The organism is Niabella sp. (assembly GCF_030150205.1).
GTDB lineage: Bacteria > Bacteroidota > Bacteroidia > Chitinophagales > Chitinophagaceae > Niabella.
In genome coordinates this window covers 218,105-237,869 of the sequence record NZ_JASLGT010000004.1, presented here as the reverse complement: position 1 = coordinate 237,869, position 19,765 = coordinate 218,105, and the positions used below count along the sequence as shown (strand labels likewise).

Below are 19,765 nucleotides of genomic sequence, written 5' to 3'. Positions count from 1 at the left end.
GTCTCCGGTCCTTCCGTCTTTGCGGCTACCAATTCAACCGCAAGGTTCAATAGCCGCAGAAATACTCAATCAAAGGCTCAAGAACTTTTACGATCAACTACTCCTCCTTCGCGTTACTTCGTGCCTTTGCGGCTTCGCGGTTTCAACGCCACAGATATACTGAGACACTGATACTTATCACTATCAACTTCTCACTTTCTCTACGCCCCCTAGCGGTAATCCGGGTTCTGGAAATCAACGCCCATCATATCCACTTCTGTTTGGGGAACCGGCCAGTAATAAAAGCGGTCTTCAAATACCCGGGTTACATTACCCGGATCTTTATAGCCATTCAGCACCTCCTTCGCAATTTTCCAGCGTTTGATATCATAATACCGCAATCCTTCAAACGCCAGCTCTACCCGGCGTTCATTCCGTATGGTGGCCCGGGTTAAGGGGGCTGCTTTTGCCGGCATCCCAATACCCGGGCGTGCTCTTACATCGTTGATGGCCTTTAATGCCCCCGGATCACTGGTACTGCCACCGCCCAGCTCTACCATCGCCTCCGCATACATCAGCAGCACATCTGCATAGCGCAGTTTTACAATGGCCTGGGAGCTTCCGGCGGGACCTCCGGAACCATCGTTAACGGTAAGGTTAATATATTTCCGCATACCCAGGTTATTTACAGAAGGTGACTCTGCTTTAAACTTGGCTTCATTATTAAAACCGATAGCAGGGTTATATGCCCATGGATCGCCGGGGGTAAAGAGCGTCAGCTTTAGCCTGGGATCGCGGTTCTGATAAAAATCATTGCGCATCCGGTTCTTCGGATCGTAAGCCGATGGGATCACCGGTGCTACCGGGGCTGTGCCATCTTTCATCTCATAACAATCTACCAGGGTATGCAGGGGTACCATCGAGAAGCGGGAGCCATAAAGCAGATCCAGGTTATGTACCGCTGTTGGGCTGCTGGCCTTTACCGAAAAAAGAATCTCGGGGTTGCCATCCTGCTCCCCCCAAAAAATGCCCTGGTAGTTTTTTGCAAGGGACGCCTTCCCTTCATCCATTACCTTCTTTGCTGCATCAGCCGCATCCTGCCATAAACCGTTGTACAAACACATCCGGGCCTTTAACGCCAGCGCCGAGGCCCGTACCGGATGACCGTCTGCATAGGCGATGTTGGAAAGTCCGGTGGCCGCACTATCCAGATCCTGCATCATTTTTTTTACGATATCCATCCGGGATGCCTTCTTCGTCTTGAATACATCCGGGCCAAATCCCAGCAGCTCCGTAATCAATGGCACATCTCCATACAGCATGGTCAGTTCATTATACATGAACGCCCGGAGAAAATACGCTTCGCCCTTCATACGGGCCTTGTCCACATCTGTAAGGTCCGGTACCCGGTGCAGGTTTCCAAGAAACCAGTTACAACGGGCGATGCCTTTATAAGCATCTGTCCAAACACGTGTAATAATTCCTCCGGTAGTAGGTGTAATCACACCCCGTGAAATATCCGTATAATTATCGAGGGTCGAATTGCAGTAGGCATTGTCTGTTAACCCTTCAAACTGCAGGGAAGAAAAAGAGCTCTGGTCAATGGCAAAGGCCGGCGTCCGCAGTGAGCTGTAACAACCTGTGAGCGCCAGTTCGGCATCCTTTTTTGATGTCCAGAACACTTCATTGGTTATTTTATCAAACGGTTGTTTATCCAGGAAATTATCTTTCTGGCATCCGCTCATCAACAGGATGAGCATTCCCCAGAAAAAGAACTTTTTTATCGTATAGATCATCATAATCGTAAATTTAAAAAGTAACTTTAACACCAAACGTATACACACTGGCCTGCGGATAAATGGCAAAACGGCCACTGGTATTATCCGTAATCACCCGCTCAGGGTCGCCTTTAAAATCGGAGAACGTCAGCAGGTTATCCCCGGAGAAATACACCCGCAGCTGCTGTGCCCGTATCCGCTGCAATAGCCGGCTGTTGAAATTATATCCCAGTACCAGGTTCTTTAAGCGCAGATAGGATGCATCCTGTAACCAGAAAGAGGAAGCCGCGGTAATGGGCATGTACTGATCTACATACATACCGGGCAGCTTATTGGTTGGATTCTCCGGTGTCCAGCGGTCTCTCCAGAATGTGGGCGGCGGCGACCATTGCCGGAATGCACCGTAGCCCCATTGATCCGTATACACTTTGATACCGGCCACCCCCTGGAAGAATACCGTAAGATCAAATCCTTTATAAGCAGCTCCCAGGTTAAACCCATAGTTAAACTTCGGATATTGTCCGGGGATCACCACCCGGTCGTACGCATCCACCTTGCCATCCGGAACCCCGTTGGGCCCGCTCAGATCTGCAAAAATGAGGTCACCGGGTTTGGGAGTATATTGCTGCTTCGGTGCGGCATTGATCTGCTCCTGGTTTTGAAACACACCGATCCATTTCCACATATACCAGGAGTTCCAGGGCAATCCTTCTCTTCTTAATTTGTTGCTCTGAATTTCTTCCGCGCCCAGTTTGGTTACACGATTTTTATAGGTGTAGTAACTGGCGCCTGCAAAAACATCAACATCCCCGAAGCGGTCCTTGTAATCAAGGCTGAATTCAAATCCCTTGTTCTCCATGGCCCCGGAATTAATGGTGGGTGCGCCCATTCCTACAAAAGCGGGTACCTGCGCCATTCTCAGGATATTCTTTGTTTGTTTGGAAAAGTAATCGAAAGTACCGGAGAGCTTATTATTGAACAGGGAAAAGTCTACCCCAACCCCGGCGGCTGTTGTTGTTTCCCAGGTAATATTCGAATCGGCAAGATTGGCGTTCAACACACCGGTGGCCACTTTATCATAAATGTATATGCCATTATCCAGCAGGTTCTGATAGGGATAATTGCCGATGTTCTGATTCCCCAGCCGCCCCCAGGAGCCCCGGATCTTTAAATTGGAAAGCCAGGAGGTCCCTTTCATAAAGCTTTCCTGTGATACCCGCCAGCCGGCAGACATGGATGGGAAAGCGCCCCATCTTCTTCCTTCGCGGAACCGGGAAGATCCATCTTCGCGGAGACTTACCTCAAGCAGGTAACGGTTGTCAAATGCATAGTTCAATCTTCCGAAAAACGATTTCAATGCCCATTCATATCCATAACCATTGGTTGTTTGAGCATCCGTTCCACCGGCATTCAGCGCCGGCAGATTCTCTGAAGGAAAATCTCTCCGGAAACCCGCCAGCTGCTCATAACTGAAATTTTCCTGGTTGTAACCGGCCAGCACTGTAAAATGATGCACATCATTAAACACCCGGTCATAGTTCAGGGTGGAGTAAAAGGTATAATGAATGTCTTCCTCCTGGGTCTTTGTAAGCGTGATATACGTTCCCAGGTAGTTTTGCTGCGGTGCATATACACCATTGGCATCCGGCTGGAACAGGAAGGTTGGCAAAGGTATATTCAGCCGGGTTTGTTTGTCGGTATTATAGGTTACACCGCCCTTTACCTGCGCCTTTAATCCCTTTGCAATATTTACATCCACATAACTATTGGCCATTACACTATATGCCTTATTATAATCCTTACTTGTTTGCATCACCGCATACGCGTTCTGATTGGTCGTTTCAAAATCATAGGCCTTGCTGACCACCCGTCCGCTCCCATCCGGCAGGTAGGGCGACCATAGCGGATGTTGGGCATAGATGCTTAACACCAGGTTCTCCGTATTGCTAAACGGATCCATGCGGTCCCCCTGCATAAAGCTGATATTACTGCCAAAGCTGATCACCTTGCTCATCTGGGTACGGAAATTGAACTGGGTATTATAGCGTTTGTAACCGGTTTTTATAAGGATCCCATCCTGGTCGAGGTAACCCAGCCCGAAGTTGTAGGTGGTCTTTCCCTCCCCTCCGTTCACACTAAGATAGTGCTGCTGTATGGGCGCATTTTTAAACATCAGTTTTGTCCAGTCGGTGTTGGGATACTGTGCCGAGCCATTTCCGTTGCGATAAGCGTCGATCTGTGCCTGCGCATACAGCTTACCCGTGTTTTGCCCGGTACGGTTAATACCTTCATTGCTGAGCTCCATAAATTCTACTGAGTTCCAGATCAGCTGCGGTACACCAGAAGGCTTCTGCAATCCCCAGTTATAGGAATATTCTACATTGAGCCGGCCCCTGGTACCGGCCTTTGTCGTTACCAGGATAACCCCGTTGGCAGCCTGCACGCCGTAAATGGCAGCAGAAGCGGCGTCTTTTAACACCGAAATATTTTCGATGGCATTCGGATTTACATTGGTTAAGGAACCCGGTATACCATCAATAAGCACCAGCGGATTGTTACCTGCCGAACTAAAGGTACCCACCCCGTGGATCTGGATGGAAGGGTTTTCCAGCCCCGGCTGCGCCGAATTCTGAACCACCTGTAACCCTGGTACCTTACCCTGTAATAACAAGGATGTATTGGCGGCCGGCCGTTTTACCAGCTCCTGCCCGGAAATGGTGGAGACGGCTCCCGTAAGATTTACTTTCTTTTGGGTGCCGTAACCTACAACGATCACCTCTTCCAGTTTGCGTTCGGCGCGCTCCAGGACGATGGTTGCCGTTAACTGGCTTACGGGCATTTCTTTTGTCATAAAACCGACCACCGAAATGACCAGTACCGATTGATCATCTTTTACATTGATCAGAAAGCTTCCGTCTTCTTTTGTAAATGTGCCATTGGTTGTACCCTTTTCAACAATGTTTGCGCCGGGTACCGGGGCTCCGGTATCATCCACAACGGTGGCCTTTACTGGTACTGCAGCCTGTTCCGGTTCATTGCCAATGATTACGATCAGCCCCTTATTCATCCGCTTGTAGGAAAAGCCGGTCGTTTTTAACAGTTGCTGCATAACGTCGTCGATCGTGGCATTTTTGGCCAACACATCGATCCGCTGTTTACTCAGCGCCACACTGTCGCTATACACAAAGCGGTAATCATAGCGTTCCTCAATGCCTTTCAAAACCGAAGTAACGGCAATGTTTGACTGTTTTAAACTGATCCGCTCCTGGGAAAAAGTATCGGTGGCGATCGCCTGGCTGAAAGTGAGCAGGACGATAAAGACGACAAGCTTCATTATCAATAGATATTTGATAATTAATTGCACCCCATCGCGCATGGCAGGGCAATCTTTAATTTTCATATTTTTGTAATGATTAAAGTGATGGAATATTGCTGTCCAGGCAATGATTTCTGTCCTTATCCGGCGGGAAATGTTAGGAGCATTTTCCGCCTTCTTTTTTATGGTTATGTTTCTTTTTTCATATGGAATCGTTTTGAAGTTATTTAAAAAGCAACACGTTATTTTTATCCATCGTATACCGGATACCAGCTGCCAACCGGAAGGATTCCAGCACATCGGCCAGGCTTTCATCCTGAAAAGTGCCGCTGAGTTTACGGTTGAACAACAGGGTATCTTTTACGCGGATCGTACACCCATAATGCCGTTCCAGCGTTTTTATAATGGTTTCCAGGCGTTCCTGGCTGAACACGAGTTGATTCTTAAGCCAGCGGGTTTCCGGAGTAACCGACGCCGCCGTATCATAGTTTACCTTAACCACGGCAATTTCCGGGAGTTCTTTTTGAACAGGTGCCATTGCTCCGTTCCGAACAATTACTTTCTCCATCGGTTTTAAGGTGATTTTTCCGGTTTCTTTCCGTTTAAACGCCACTTCCACCACTCCTTCCACCAGGGTTGCCTGGGCATCGGCTTCGTCCTTATAAGAACGTACATTAAATGCGGTTCCTACAGCCCGCACATCCATTAACGGGGTATGCACAATAAAAGGGCGGGCTTTGTCTTTTGCCACCTCAAAATAGGCTTCACCTGATAAATAGACCGATCTGGTTTTGGCCCCAAATGTATGATCGTACGTAAGCCGGGTGTCTGCATTTACCCACACCTTACTGCCATCCGGCAATATCAGGCTGGTACGTGAGCCCTTGTCGGTAGCAACCACATTGGATGCTTCCTTTTGCGGCTGCGTGCTGCCCATAAAAAAATAAGCCAACCCACCGGTAAGCAATGCAAAAATCACAGCCGCCGCTGCCATCCACCTTACCGGCAACCTTGCAACCCGGCCCCTGCCTGGTTTTTCGACCTGCCGGATCCGGTCACGCAGGCGTTTTAATTCTGCCTCACCACTGCCGGCCATGCCACGGTTAAACAGCGGCTCCGATCCTGAAAGCAGTTTCAGTGATCGCTGTATTTCCGCGTAGGTTTCGTTTGCCGCCAGGGCTTCATACAGCTCCTTTTGTTCCAGCAGCGTAATTTCCCCGCTTTCTTTTTTTCGTAGTAATTCTATAAACCGGTTTCGTTCCATAAAGACTGCGCTTACAGGTAAAGAGTATCCGGCGGGCAATAACCCTTAGTCGTTTTAATTTTTTTTCTACAAAAGGTTTAGCAGTACGAATGATATGCGGTATGGTGCTTTGAAGGCCGCGGGCGTTTCTTATTTCATTTTTTGGGGTAGCTTACATACCCGGGCGTTTCCCCGCCCTGTAAATGGCGGCATGTTGTGGCAGTATGGTTTCCAGGCATTCCACGATGCGGCTGTAGGCCAGCCGCATATGGGCTTCCACGGTTTTTACTGAAATATCCAGTAAGTGGGCTACTTCTTTATACCGGAGCCCATCCTCCTTGATGAGCCGGAAAACCAGCCGGCATTTGTAAGGCAGCCCGTTGATGGTGGCTTCCAGCAGCTGTTTGATCTCTTTAGTGATTACGGCAGCCTCTGGTCCTTCATCCATAAGCGTGATCCGTTCGTTTTCTTCAGCTACTAACGGAGCCATTTGTTTGCGGGATTTCAGATAATGGACAGCATTATTTTTTAATGCCCGGTAGAGATAGCTGGCCGGGTGTCCGATAGCCGCCAGATTTTTCCGGTTTGTCCAAAGGTTTACAAAAAGATCCTGCACCAGGTCCAGCGCCACTTCCGTATCCCCTACGATGGATAGGGCAAAGGCTTGCATGCCCGGCGCAAAATGCAGGTATAATTTTTCAAAGGACTCATGACAGTCATTTGCTGCTGTTTGCTCTAACCATTCCTTTATCGTTTCGTTCATATGCGCCACCTGTTGACCATCGCCCGGGTATTTCCGCAATGCATCCCTGCTATCCAGCCCTTATAAATAACCACAAAGAACGTCAAAAATTGTACGCTGTATTTGCAAAACATTCAACGTTATTGTCATTTCCTTCCGGTATCCGCGATCACACCGGCTGCTTTTTCACCAAGCCGGGCTTTTAACTGTGCCTGGTACAAACTTGCAGGAACAACGGCTGCGCCGTGTGCATCATAGGTTCCTCCGGGAAGGAATGGTTCCTTATTAAAAGGCATGGCTTTCTGCTGTTGTTGTCCGGTTGAGCCGATCACCCAGTTGTACGCCCCCGGTGGCTGCTGGTTCAGATAAGACTTGGCCCTGCAGTTCCAGGCTACGGCCCAGCCGATGGCCCAGCCATGCCCGGATCCCATTTCACCGCGGTTCATAAAATCAATACCGCCATCCGGCACATCGCAGGCATCCACCAGCAGTCCGGTAGCCCAACGTTGATGGGGTTGTATCCAGCCATTTCCCGTAAACCTGCAATGCAACAATACGATCGGTCCGCTTACTTTGGCTCCTGTTGCCAGGAAGAAGACATTATCTCCCTGGATCGTACACCGGTTGAATAATAGCTGGGCTCCGTCGGCCGACAGGTCCGCCGGCTTGGCCGATCCAATGGTAGGTACCGTATGCCGGATATCAAGATCGGTAACAGTGATTTGCTTGCCCCCAATGCCGATACTATTCACCGTATTACGGACTGCTATGTTACGGATCCAGCCATCTGTTAAACCGCGTGTCCGGATAGCCGAATGATGCCCCTGGCTGATGGTGACCGACTGTTCCGGTGCATCGATCTCCAGGTACTCCACACCTGCATTTTGAACGCCACCCGTTTTTACTATTTTTTGTACCGTAGCGCCGGGCTTTATAAAGGCCGCATCATAACTATCCGTAAAGGGAACATCGACTGTTATCTTGTTTCCGCTGATGGTTTTGATGGTTCGTTCAACCGACAATTCGCCGGTAATCCAGGTTTGTTTTTTCCCATCGCGCACCAGGCTATCCATTCCCATAAACCGTATCCATTCCGGCGTGATTGGTTTTGTGATCACTACCAGGTCTCCTGCTGCAAATGCACTTGCATCTGCAACAGTGATCCGGTCAGTACCCGATGGTATATAGGTATCCGTGATCCCGGTTTTGCCACCCGATGTTTTTATTTGAACCGGCGCTTCCAGCCGGATGGCCACATGTGGTACACCAGTCATCTGGATCTTAGTAGCAGTACCGCTGCCACGCAATACAATGCCGCTGCTTTGAATGGTAATGGTTTGCGCACAGGAAAATATTCCCGGAGCCAGTACTACCGCCCCCCTGAAACCATCTGTCAACGGCAGCTTTGCCACCGAATCGATCGCTTTTTGAATATTGGGCGTATTGTCTCCGGAAACAGGCGTTATCCTTACCACTTCTTTTACTTCCGGCAGGTTTACACCTCCGCCTTTATAACCCGCATAAGAAAAATCCATGATCCGGTCTCCTCCTGGAGTGGTGGCATAGTCCAATTGCCCTGCGGCATTTACCCGTACCCAACGGCTTTTATTTTCATTGCTGACCGGCTGCTTTATTTTTTGCGCTACAGCACTGCCTGCAAACAGCAGCAGCGCCAGCAGTGTGCCGGCACTTTTTAAATGAATATGATGGTGCATGGAGTGGAAACCTGTTTTCTGAAACCTTTCATTACTGACCCGTTCTGTATTGAACACCTGCCTTGCTTGCGGCATCTGCATCTACAAATGCATTTGCTTTGGCCACAGCCTGTATTTTTTCCAGGGTGATGGCACCGGATGACTTTATTTTAACAATCGAAGCAGGTGCGCCCTCTGCACGAAAAGTGCATTGTGTCAATTGCGCATTCTGTACATCTTCCATAAATACAGCCGGACGCTCATCGGCCTTTTTTGTTTGCAGTTCGAGGGCTTTTACGCGGATATCCTGCGCATGGCGCAGCCACAAACCATAGGCCGGTATCACCGGACCAAAGGTTTTTACTTCCGGATACTGAGTGATGGCTTCCGGTACAACCGCATCTGTTTCACTGGCTGCGCCACCACCCGGCAATGTGATCCGGATCTTTTCAAGCGTAATGCCGGTAATCCTGTGCTCCGGCACACCCGTGATCAGGATGCCGCTGGCAGATTTCAGTTGCGTACTGTCGGCCGAAACGGCGGTAATATTTTTCAATACCACGTTTTCAAATTTCCCGGTACGCTGCTGTTCGTCCTGTCCTTTGCGGAACACACTGAGCCGCGATCCCAGGCGCAGCAATATGGGGGTGCGGATATTGTTCATGGTTATATCAGCGATCCGCACATTTTTTATCTGTGCACCGTCAACGGATAGTAGTTTAATGCCTCCATTGCGGGTATCATTGATCACACAATCGCTGATCGTAATATTTTCAAAATTGGCCATCGATTCTGTTCCCATCTTAATACCGGCCTGGTGACTTTTCAACCGCAGCCCGGTTGCCTTTATGTTTTTGCAGGCCATTTTACTGGAGGTTGTTTTAAATACTAACGCATCATCGCCGCTTTCTACATCGCAATTGCGGATGGTTACGTCCTGACACCCGTCGATACCGATTCCATCATTGTGCGCTACACCCACGCTTACTATTTTCAGGTTTTCGATCCGGATATTTTTGGATTGGAAATAATGAGAGGTCCAGGCTCCGGCATATTTTAATATAACATCGCTAACCTGCACACCGGTGCAGCGCACCACCCGCAGCAGGAACGGACGACGCCCCCAGCGCTGGCCTTCCGGCCGCGTATCTTTTAGAATATGCTCCGCCTTCAATTTGCTTCCCTGCCCGTCGATGGTACCCGCTCCCTCGATGCCAATATTCCTGCGGTCTACCGCCACCAGCAGCGCCCAGCCTACATCAATGCCCAGCCCTTCCGTAAACGGATCGAGGTTGCGGTAAGCTTCGATATCGGTACTGCCCAGGAGGGTAGCACCTTTTTGAAAATGCAGCACCACATTATCCTTTAACTCGATGGTACCGGACAGATAATTCCCTTCGGGAAAAAAAACTTTTCCACCGCCGCTGCGGTTACAGGCATCGATAGCCTTCTGTATGGATACCGTATTCAGCGTAATGCCATCACCTTTTGCGCCGTAGGTGGTAATGCTTACATCGGCGGCGCCGGCATACAACCAGGTCCATGACAAACAAAACAAAAATAATGACTTCATATTGGGAGCACTTATTCTTTTAAATAAACTACAGGGGAACAGGAGTATGCGGAGACCGTGGCATGAAACAAAAACGCAAGGAGCACAAAAATTCGCAAGGCTGTTGTCCGTAATCACGGCGTATCGTTATTTCTCTCCTTTAAATCAACCGCTAACGCGCCATGGACGCAAAGAAACACAGAACTAAAAGCCTTTGCAGTCCCGCCGCATTCACCGCTCCATTTCACCGCTGCGTGAAATCAACCGCAAAGACCACAAAGCAGTACGGTGTTACTATTCGTAATCATGCCGTATCGCTGTTCCTCTCCTTTAAATCAACCGCTAATGCGCCAGGAACACAAAGAAATACAGAACTAAAAGCTTTTGCAATCCCCCACGTGCTGCTGCTTCGCCCTATCGCTGCGCGAAATAAACTACTTAATCCAGCTCTCCCGATTTCATTTTCTTGCCGCCTTTTGTATTTACATTGGTAACCTTGCCTTTTACCTGTAACCGGATCACGGAAGCAATGGCATCCGGCGCTGTTGCCGGCAGATCGATCACTACCGTTCCATTCTGATTACGGGCTTTTACCGTTTTATTACCCGCCAGCTGCACGGCGCTGATCACTTTATTGGAAAGACCCGGTACCACCAGTTTTCCATTCTTTGGCCAGTCAAATACAAATAAATTCAGGGTAGTATTATCGCCGGATTGCTTCATGGTGCATCTTCCCCATGTAAGATCCTGCAACGGACTGGCATGGGTGGCATACACCGCACTGCTGTTTACCTTCATCCATTGGCCGATCTGTGCCAGGCGCTCAATGCTTTCCTCCGGTACCGATCCATCATCCTTAGGTCCGATATTCAACAAATAGTTGCCACCCTTGGAGGCAATGTCTACCAGGTTCCGGATCAGGGTCTCTGTTGGTTTCCAGTTATGATCCCAGCTCTTATAGCCCCAGCTTCCATTCATGGTCATACAGGTTTCCCAGTCCTGCCCGTCCAGCTCTGCCTGTGTTGGAATCTTTTGCTCCGGTGTTTTGGTATCCCCCGGAAAGTTCGGGCGCTTTAAGCGGTCGTTGGTAATAATATCCGGCTGCAGTTTTAATGCATCCTGCAGTTTCCGGGCTGCTTCATCCGTCATATTAGTCGGCGTATCCCACCACAGCACAGCGATATCGCCATAGTTGGATAAGATTTCTTTTACCTGGGGTACCGATACATCATTAATATATTGATCGAAGGTTTTTGTTTCCTGTGCGGGATCCCAATGCCCTTTATGCGCCAGGGTGTATGCATCGATCTTTGCCGAATCCGGGTTCGCCCAGCCTTCCCGCATTTCCTTACGGGCAGCTGATCCACCGGGGTTATTCCAGTCCTGCGCCTGGGAATAGTAAAAGCCCAGTTTTATTCCATATTTGCGGCAAGCCTCCGCCAATGGCTTCAGCAGGTCTTTGCCGTAAACGGTGGCATCTACCACATTCCATTTACTGGCATTGGATTTAAACAGGGCAAAGCCGTCGTGATGTTTAGATGTAATGATGATATATTTCATCCCTGCATCCTTTGCCATTTTCACCCAGGCATCGGGATCATATTTCACCGGATTAAAGGATCTGGCGCGTTCCTGGTATTCGGCTACCGGTATCTTGCTGCGGTTCATGATCCATTCCGCACCGCCCCTGGCCTGCTGATGCCCGTGATATACGCCCGCCCATTGTGCATATACCCCCCAATGAATAAACATGCCGAAACGGGCTTCCCGCCACCATTTCATCCGGGTATCCTTATCTACCGACTGGCCATTTACCATGCCTGTAAGCAGACATATCAACATAACGATTGCGATTCTTTTCATATATTTATATATTTCTACCAATAGAGCGCTCCTGAGGGAGCTTTTTATTTGTTATGCGAGGCGTTCCGCTTCACATCTTTATTTCGCCGAAGCACCTACTTCAGTTGCTTTCAATGCATGGACACTCGTTGCTGCGGTGCTGTACTGATCCGCACCTGTATCCCATTTTCCGCTACGGGGCTGCCCATCCATATCTACTGCCGCAACCGGGTAACCGACGCCACCCGCGCCAATGGCCGGACTGTTTTTATCTAACCGCCAGATGCCATTTGCATCTTTTACCAGTTTTGGATCCAACACCTGGTAGCCGGACTCCGGCATATCACCGGGGCCTTTTGTTTTAAAAATAAGATTTCCCTTCCATTGTGGTGACGTGTAAGGTCCGGCAATGGATGCAGCCAGATCCCCGCCCTGGATAATATTGTTGGCAATTATAATGGCTGTAGCACCCAATCCATTTTTTCGACCCTGCTGTTCAATATTTTTTTTGTTGTTCACCAGCGTATTAAAGGCGATCAGCACCCGGTCTGGCCGGTCATGCTCTGTAAGCGGCGCACCATCCGCTACTTCTCCGCCTCCGTTACCCACGGTGATGGCCGGGTTACAGTTTTCAAAGTAATTGCTGAAGATATGATGGTCATCTCCGAAAATGCGGATGCCCGGTGTATTGAAAAAATAGTTACCGTATACTTCGCATTTATTTCCATGTCGCAATGTAAACTGTGCCGGGCAATCGCGGATGGTATTGTAACGCAGGGTTACTCCCGATGCCTTCACGGAGATCAGTTCATTTTCACCATGGCATTTCTCAAAAAGGTTATATTCAACAATACTGTTGCTGGTTGATAAACTAAATCCGCTTAAGCCGAACTGAAAGGTTTCAGCTCCGTTGGCACCACCCTGATCCGGAAAATTATAAAAATAATTGTGATGAATGTGCAGGCGCTCTGCGATCTGTTTCCCCTCACCCCGGATGGCCAGGATACGCCCCATTTCGGTTTTATTCTGAAATGTATTGTAATCTATTTCATGATCATTACCTGCAATGGTCAGGTATTCTCCCTTACCCGGTGTTTCAAAGATATTATGCGTCCAACGGCAAAAACGGGTTCCCGCACCTGAACGAGCCTTTGATGCTGCATGCGTAAATTTAAACCCTTCTACAACGATATAAGCGGCCGGACTCACCATGCTGATACCGCCGGCACCACTTATTTCTGCACCACCGGTACGCTCTGCCCGGATGGTAATGGGCTGTTGTTTTGTACCCTGCTGCGCGATCTTAATATCGCCGGCCGTTTGATACACACCATTTTTGAGGATGATGATATCACCCGGAGCCGCCCGGTTAATGGCTTGCTGCAGATCATCAATTGAAGCAACAGTAACAGTACCGGCCCATATGCGCATGGAGAGCTGTAACAATACCAATGCCAGTATATATTTTTTCATCTGTATTTATTTAGATCATTTATAAGACCGTTAATCATGTGCCTGTCCGGGATTGGGATTCGGGTTCTTCTCATATACATTAAAATCCGTCAGCCACAGGGACTCATTCTTTAGCAACGGACTTTGCCCAACCGGGGTCCGGTCCAGCCGTCCGCCGGCAAGGCTCCTGTAAATACCATATTTATTCCGCATGTACGAGCTGCCTTTCCGCCACATATCAATATTTTCATCTTTAAAATCCAGTAATACTTTTCCATCACTTACACGGGTGATTTTGCAGGAATAATAGCCATTGTGCGTATAATGGATCTCCTCCTGTACCTGTACCCATTCATCTTCAAAATCTGCCAGTGGTATGTTATCCACAATGGTGCCCTTCCCTGTGCTGGCGCCATCTACCGTATGGATGATCTGTACTCTTTTATTACTGCCGCTGCTGCTGGCACGGGGTGTAATGGTAATCAGCGGGCTTCCGTTATTGGGACCATCCTGGGCCTTTATCTGGTGAATGTGACAAAAACTGGAAGTGGGCTGAAATCCTTTGGGCAGTTTAAATTTCCATTCCAGCAGCTGCCATTCATCCCAGTTTCCCTGTACTTTAGCCCAGGTAGTATTGTTGGTAGCCGATTTCATTTCATTCCGCTGGCGGTCTACCGTACCCGAGCTGCAACGATCGCCATCGATCACCGGATCGATATGTATATTAAAACGGAACACATATTTATTGAAATAGGGATCCAATTCGGTATCACAATGAACGCCGTCCTGGTGTCCGCCATAGCCGCCGCTACAATGCGGATTTTCTGTATAATCAAACCCGTAGGGCTTCATATAGTTGTTAATCTCATTGTACTTCTTACCAGGCATGGTTGAATCGGATTGCATGGAGGTTGTAAGCTGGTATCCCCGGTAGCCAGGTCCCTGTACATTCATCATTGTACAGGTAGTACCGGCCTTCACCCATCCGGTTGTATTGACCCTTGCATAAACCGTATCCAGTTTCAATTCGATCACATATTGGTCCGCCGTACCCAGTTCTTCAAATTTGACAAAATTGGTGGTGCCAATCGTGCAAGCAGTATTGCCATTTGTATTTTTAATTTTCCCGGTCCAATCCACACCGTTCACCCGCGCTGATACGATGTTAGCAATGGTGGGACTGCCGTTATCCGGGTTTCCCAGGTTCAGGACAAAATACCCTACATCTTTGGCCTGCTGATTCCTGGCAATCGTATAGGTCCATACATATGCATCTGCCGACTGTGTGGTATTTAAACTGATCTTATAGGTGCCTGGATTTTGCCCCCCGGACAAAGCAGATTCGTTTGAGGTCTTTATTTCCCCGTTAAGTGAATTCCTGGTGCTACATGCAAAAACAAACAACAGCAGCCCCATAATGGTGGTACCCGTTTTCTTTAAACTTTTCATATGCAAAAACATTAAGGATGATCATATCGCCCGGATCGTTTTCAGCGATATATTTCATAACAAATAACCTGTTTATTTCATAAAAAGAACTGCGATAAATTTGCTTTCTGTTCAGCGATTTTACCTCATTTCACAGATCAACGTTAGCGCACCGTTCCGTTTTATGACCTGGTAAGCTACCACCATTACCACCCAAAAAGGCGCTTAGAATAATTTTTTTCCTGCGCGGAGCTTGCTTCCCCGTTGCAATGCTTCCAGGTAATAATAGTCTGCATAGCTCAATGGTTCATCCACCTCCGTATTCGTAAGCTTTGTTCCGGTACTGTGCAATAGTAAAAAGCCGCTTGCTGTACCAATGGGCGCCCGGTAACTTTTTGTAAGACTGCCAACAATCCGGTCGGCCTCCGCCTTGTATTTTTTTCCGTTGTTACTGTAGGTGCTCAGCTCATACAGGGCCGATGCAATAACCGCCGCAGCCGAAGCGTCCCTGGGTTCATTAGGGATGCCCGGTGCGTTAAAATCCCAATAAGGAATACCGTCCTTGGGCAGATTGGGATGATTGAGAATAAAACCGGCAATATGCTCGGCCATCCGGAGATACTTTACATTCTTTGTTTCCCTGTAACACAGCGTATATCCATACAATCCCCAGGATTGCCCGCGCGACCAGGCAGATTCATTGGCATAGCCCTGGTGGGTTGTCTTTTTGTTGATTTTACCGGTAACGGTATCATAATCCACTACATGGTAAGAACTGTAGTCCGGGCGAAAATGATTCTTCATCGTATGGTCTGCATGACTTACCGCAACCTGGTATAACGAACGGTCACCTGTAAGCTTCCAGGCTTCAAACAACAATTCAAGATTCATCATATTATCGATGATTACCGGAAAATCCCATTTGTTCTTGCTATGATCCCAGGACCGCAGTACCCCGGCAACCGGATTGAACCGTTTGCTTAAGGTTTTGGCCGACTCGATAATCACTTCCTTATAATGCGGATCTTTTGTAAGACGGTATCCGTTTCCAAAGCTACAGTACACTTTAAATCCCATATCATGTGTAGCACCGTTCGTCTTTTCCTGTTCTATATCTGCGGTAAAAGTCCGGGCGGTTGCTTCCCATTTTTTATTTCCCGAAAGCTCATACAGGTACCAAAGTTCACCGGGGAAGAAACCACTGGTCCAGTCGCGGGATGCCACCAGCTTTAATTTCCCATCTTCCAGTGTTCTTGGAGACACGCCTTTTTTATCCGTTTGTTTTGCCACAGCAATCTCCCGCAGCATTACGGTGGTTTGCTTTTCGGCGTCCTTTACCACACTGACTGTATTTATATTTTGTGCTGGGCCCTTTAATGCACCAACCATAAACGCAATAACGATCCCTGTTTTCTTCATATAAATGGGTTGCTTATTTCTTATTTGAGATTTGGGATTTGAGATTTGAAGTTTGAGATTTATCATCTGTCCGCACCAGCTGTACTTCCAGCAGTTTCATTAATTCTGTGCCGGAAATCACCCGGGGGCTGAGGACCAGGGTATTGCCCCCCTGTTTCAGTTCCAGTTTGCCAATTTTTTCCGTAATAACTCCGCCCTTCGTATTTTGTACGCTTCCTTCAATGGAGGCAATATTATTCAGCAATAACTTATAGGAACCTCCACATTCTTTCCCTGTTACATATTTAATGATCACATCATATTGGCGGGCCTCCATGGTACGCACCTTCCATATCAGTTGCTGTGCCGGCGACTTCCAGCCTTCTACATAATAGCGGTCGGCTTTTCCGTCACCAAAGCCAAATCCCTTTCCCTGTAACTGTGCATCAAAAGCCAGCAGACGTGTTACCGGAATATTGGGAGCAACAAAGAACAGATGATCTGTTTTTGGTTGTTCTTTTAATTCCAGCACTACTACCGTGTTGGCCACATCTGCGGTAATACCGGAGAGGTCGATCAATACATCATCGGGACCAAGGCGTTTTGCGCTTACCGTTTTTTTGCCCGATAGAGTGTAGGCCCTGCTGATAGCAGATTGTAATCCGCCTACATACAATTTCCTGTCCGCCGGAAAATCAAATACATGCAGGTATACTTTATTTCCCCGCATGGTGCTTACCCCCCAGTTCTGCAGTGGCAGCGGGCTTGGTGTAACATTGTAAACACTTTCGCTATTTTTTTTTACCCAGTTACCGATGCCCTTTAAAATGGTAAGATCTTTTATATCAATTGCCCCATCACCTTTCGGCCCGATATTCATCAGCAGGTTGCCACCGCGCGATGCCGCTTTTGCCAGCAACTGTATAAAAAAGGGAACCGTTTTATGACTGTTGTCATACCGCGAATATCCGTAGCTTTCATTGGTGGTTGGAATCGCTTCCCAGTCGGGATTATCAGGAACCGGTGCAAACTCCGCAGGACGGTCGCCGGTATTCAGATAATCGCCATAATTCCGAGCCGCACTTCTAGCCAGACGGCCATTTACTACAACATTGGGATCTGTTTCCCGTATCACTTTTAAGATCCGCAGGTTCTCCGAAAAGGGCAGTTTATGCGGGGTATCGAACCAGATGATATCGGGATGGTATTTTGTAAGCAGCTCTTTGATTTGTGGTATTGCCTTCTCATTAACGTACTTCACGGCCTTTGGCAGCAGTTCGGGATGATGATCAAACCAGTCACGACCACCATACAGGTTTTTATCACCGCCCGGGTTATTGTATTCCCAATCGTTACCCGGAGCATCCGGATGTTCCCAGTCAAATGCATGCGAATAATAAAACCCGAATTTGATGCCGTATTTTTTACAGGCGGTAGATAGTTCCGCCAGCGGATCGCGCTTAAACGGGGTTTGATCATGGATGTTAAAATCAGAAACAGCGGAGGGATACATGGCAAACCCATCATGATGTTTAGCCGTAATGATCATATACCGCATACCGGCATCCCGGGCCGCTTTTGCCCATTCATCCGCATTAAACAAAACAGGATTGAACCGGTGTGCCAGTTCCAGGTATTCGCTGCGCGGAATCATTTCCTTACGCATTAAATGCTCTGCATACCCTCCCACCTTTTTTCCTTTCCACTCGCCGCCGGGCAGGGAATAGATCCCCCAATGAATGAACATGCCAAATTTGGCCTGGCGCCACCACGCAATCCGTTCTTCATGTGTTTTCATGGACTGCGTCCACCAGCCGTTTACCGCTTCATTAACGGCCTGCTGATCGCGCTGTTGCCCTTTGTTGTACATGTCCTTATCCTCATCGCCGGCAACCTGCGCGGCTGCCGTAACAACACCGGCACCCAGCAATATTCCTAAAAACAAACGTTTCATATCTATCATTATGTCACCTCTTCGAGGTTGCTTTTTTCTTGTTTATTCCATCTTGGTACGGGTTCATCCAGATCAACGGGTTTCTTACCGGCAGGTTGCGGATCACTTCTTCCGTTTCTGGCGCATGGTCCAGTTTTTTCCAGGTTTCAAGCCAACGCTTTTCTTTAAATGCAAGAGCTCCAAACACCAGGGCCGGTTGAGCAACGGGCCAGTTGTTCCAATACATTACATCTTGTTTATAAGGCCAACTGCCCTTGTTGGCGATAAAGGGATAAAGAAAGGCAATCCCCTTTTTTATCGAACGCCCATCAGCAGTTTGATAGTTCCAGAGATCATCCGACTTTGTTGACAATACCTGGCAAATGGTGGTCATGGCATCCAGGTTAAATAAGGAATAACCAAAAGGCTTGGTACGTGCCAGCTCTTTGGGAAAACTTCCGTCCGCCGCCATTTGATTCGGCAGCAATACATTTTTATACCGGTCGCTGCAAAACTGCATCAGCTCCTTATTCCCGGTGAATTTTGCAAAAACCGCCACCTGCATAACCCAGCAGGTACCATGATTATTGGCAGCGTTCATTTCATCTTTGCCGTAGGGATGCGTGGTTAACCATTGCAAAAAACTGGCAAACCATTTTTTTGTTTCAGTCAATACCGACCGGTCCATTGCGGCATCCTGCTCCATTACAGCGATCCCCTGCACCACCTCCATCAACTGGATGGCATCGATGATACCAATACCGCGCCCGGTGGCCCTACCCTTTATGGCCTGCGCATACAAAAGATTCGGGTTCATTAACGTAGCGGTATCTGCAAACCAGGCCTTACAATGCAACAGTACCTGTTTTACATATTTTTGCTGCGGACTGATCCGGTAAGCCGATGCCAGGGCTCCTACGATCTGGCTGAAACGGATCATGGCCAGCCGGTGCGCTACAAAATTATCCGGGTTTGTTTGTCCGTCTTTTTGAATATACGGGCTATCTACACTCGCCGGGTTTGGCCACCAGTAATCACCTTCACTGTAAAATTCATGTATCCCACCGGCACTGCGGAACGCTCTGTGAGCCGTTACCGTTTCCGGCTGCTGCTGCATGGCCCAGGCAGCTTTTTCAAGCACCTGTTTTTTTAACGTGGTTTTTACCTGGGCAATATCCTGGGCAGAGAGCCATTGCGGCTGCAACAAAGCCACAAGCAAAACAAAGTATATAGTTCTTATTTTCATTAATATTTTTATACGTTGGTTTTTATTGGTTCGTGAGAACACGAACCATTGCCACAGTTGCCGCTGCAAACAATAATATCGTATATAGGAATAGGATCTTTATTTTTTTAAAGTTATCACAAGCGAACCAGGAGGCTCTGAGGAGACACCCATGCTTTCAAT

Annotated in this window: 12 protein-coding genes; all 12 read right to left on the bottom strand. The window is 48.2% G+C overall.

Going from position 1 to position 19,765, the window contains the following annotated elements:
- Positions 1-209 precede the first annotated feature (209 nt).
- The gene (locus Q1V85_RS03450; protein WP_300597466.1) at positions 210-1,778 is read right to left on the bottom strand and encodes a RagB/SusD family nutrient uptake outer membrane protein; all 1,569 of its coding nucleotides are present in this window, start codon (positions 1,776-1,778) and stop codon (positions 210-212) included.
- Positions 1,779-1,788: 10 nt separating this feature from the next.
- A complete protein-coding gene (locus Q1V85_RS03445; protein WP_300597464.1) occupies positions 1,789-5,091 on the bottom strand; it encodes a SusC/RagA family TonB-linked outer membrane protein in 3,303 nt (1,100 codons plus the stop codon).
- Positions 5,092-5,296: 205 nt separating this feature from the next.
- Entirely contained in the window at positions 5,297-6,337 is a 1,041-nt protein-coding gene (locus Q1V85_RS03440; RefSeq protein WP_300597462.1) for a FecR domain-containing protein, read from the bottom strand.
- A 151-nt stretch (positions 6,338-6,488) separates the two neighbouring features.
- Positions 6,489-7,079, bottom strand: a complete 591-nt coding sequence (locus Q1V85_RS03435) for an RNA polymerase sigma factor (RefSeq protein ID WP_300597461.1) — start codon at positions 7,077-7,079, stop codon at positions 6,489-6,491.
- Positions 7,080-7,204: 125 nt separating this feature from the next.
- Entirely contained in the window at positions 7,205-8,773 is a 1,569-nt protein-coding gene (locus tag Q1V85_RS03430; RefSeq protein ID WP_300597460.1) for a hypothetical protein, read from the bottom strand.
- A gap of 31 nt (positions 8,774-8,804) precedes the next feature.
- Positions 8,805-10,325 carry a glycosyl hydrolase family 28 protein gene (locus Q1V85_RS03425; protein WP_300597459.1) on the bottom strand — a complete coding sequence of 507 codons (1,521 nt, stop codon included), beginning with the start codon at positions 10,323-10,325 and terminating at the stop codon, positions 8,805-8,807.
- Positions 10,326-10,742: 417 nt separating this feature from the next.
- Entirely contained in the window at positions 10,743-12,167 is a 1,425-nt protein-coding gene (locus Q1V85_RS03420; protein ID WP_300597458.1) for an alpha-L-fucosidase, read from the bottom strand.
- A 78-nt stretch (positions 12,168-12,245) separates the two neighbouring features.
- A complete protein-coding gene (locus tag Q1V85_RS03415) occupies positions 12,246-13,619 on the bottom strand; it encodes a polysaccharide lyase 6 family protein (protein WP_300597457.1) in 1,374 nt (457 codons plus the stop codon).
- Between the two features lie 30 nt (positions 13,620-13,649).
- Complete coding sequence (locus tag Q1V85_RS03410; protein ID WP_300597456.1) at positions 13,650-15,047, bottom strand: hypothetical protein; 1,398 nt, start codon at positions 15,045-15,047, stop codon at positions 13,650-13,652.
- A 204-nt stretch (positions 15,048-15,251) separates the two neighbouring features.
- Entirely contained in the window at positions 15,252-16,445 is a 1,194-nt protein-coding gene (locus Q1V85_RS03405; RefSeq protein WP_300597455.1) for a glycoside hydrolase family 88 protein, read from the bottom strand.
- A 13-nt stretch (positions 16,446-16,458) separates the two neighbouring features.
- Complete coding sequence (locus tag Q1V85_RS03400) at positions 16,459-18,378, bottom strand: alpha-L-fucosidase (protein WP_300597454.1); 1,920 nt, start codon at positions 18,376-18,378, stop codon at positions 16,459-16,461.
- A gap of 13 nt (positions 18,379-18,391) precedes the next feature.
- Positions 18,392-19,603, bottom strand: coding sequence for an alginate lyase family protein (locus Q1V85_RS03395; RefSeq protein ID WP_300597453.1), 1,212 nt, complete (start codon positions 19,601-19,603; stop codon positions 18,392-18,394).
- Positions 19,604-19,765 lie beyond the last annotated feature (162 nt).

What these genes read in the sequence shown, in the direction of transcription:
- Q1V85_RS03450 (WP_300597466.1), bottom strand. Translation starts at nt 1,778, where the DNA reads ATGATGATCTATACGATAAAAAAGTTCTTTTTCTGGGGAATGCTCATC.
- Q1V85_RS03445 (WP_300597464.1), bottom strand. Translation starts at nt 5,091, where the DNA reads ATGAAGCTTGTCGTCTTTATCGTCCTGCTCACTTTCAGCCAGGCGATC.
- Q1V85_RS03440 (WP_300597462.1), bottom strand. Translation starts at nt 6,337, where the DNA reads ATGGAACGAAACCGGTTTATAGAATTACTACGAAAAAAAGAAAGCGGG.
- Q1V85_RS03435 (WP_300597461.1), bottom strand. Translation starts at nt 7,079, where the DNA reads ATGAACGAAACGATAAAGGAATGGTTAGAGCAAACAGCAGCAAATGAC.
- Q1V85_RS03430 (WP_300597460.1), bottom strand. Translation starts at nt 8,773, where the DNA reads ATGCACCATCATATTCATTTAAAAAGTGCCGGCACACTGCTGGCGCTG.
- Q1V85_RS03425 (WP_300597459.1), bottom strand. Translation starts at nt 10,325, where the DNA reads ATGAAGTCATTATTTTTGTTTTGTTTGTCATGGACCTGGTTGTATGCC.
- Q1V85_RS03420 (WP_300597458.1), bottom strand. Translation starts at nt 12,167, where the DNA reads ATGAAAAGAATCGCAATCGTTATGTTGATATGTCTGCTTACAGGCATG.
- Q1V85_RS03415 (WP_300597457.1), bottom strand. Translation starts at nt 13,619, where the DNA reads ATGAAAAAATATATACTGGCATTGGTATTGTTACAGCTCTCCATGCGC.
- Q1V85_RS03410 (WP_300597456.1), bottom strand. Translation starts at nt 15,047, where the DNA reads ATGAAAAGTTTAAAGAAAACGGGTACCACCATTATGGGGCTGCTGTTG.
- Q1V85_RS03405 (WP_300597455.1), bottom strand. Translation starts at nt 16,445, where the DNA reads ATGAAGAAAACAGGGATCGTTATTGCGTTTATGGTTGGTGCATTAAAG.
- Q1V85_RS03400 (WP_300597454.1), bottom strand. Translation starts at nt 18,378, where the DNA reads ATGAAACGTTTGTTTTTAGGAATATTGCTGGGTGCCGGTGTTGTTACG.
- Q1V85_RS03395 (WP_300597453.1), bottom strand. Translation starts at nt 19,603, where the DNA reads ATGAAAATAAGAACTATATACTTTGTTTTGCTTGTGGCTTTGTTGCAG.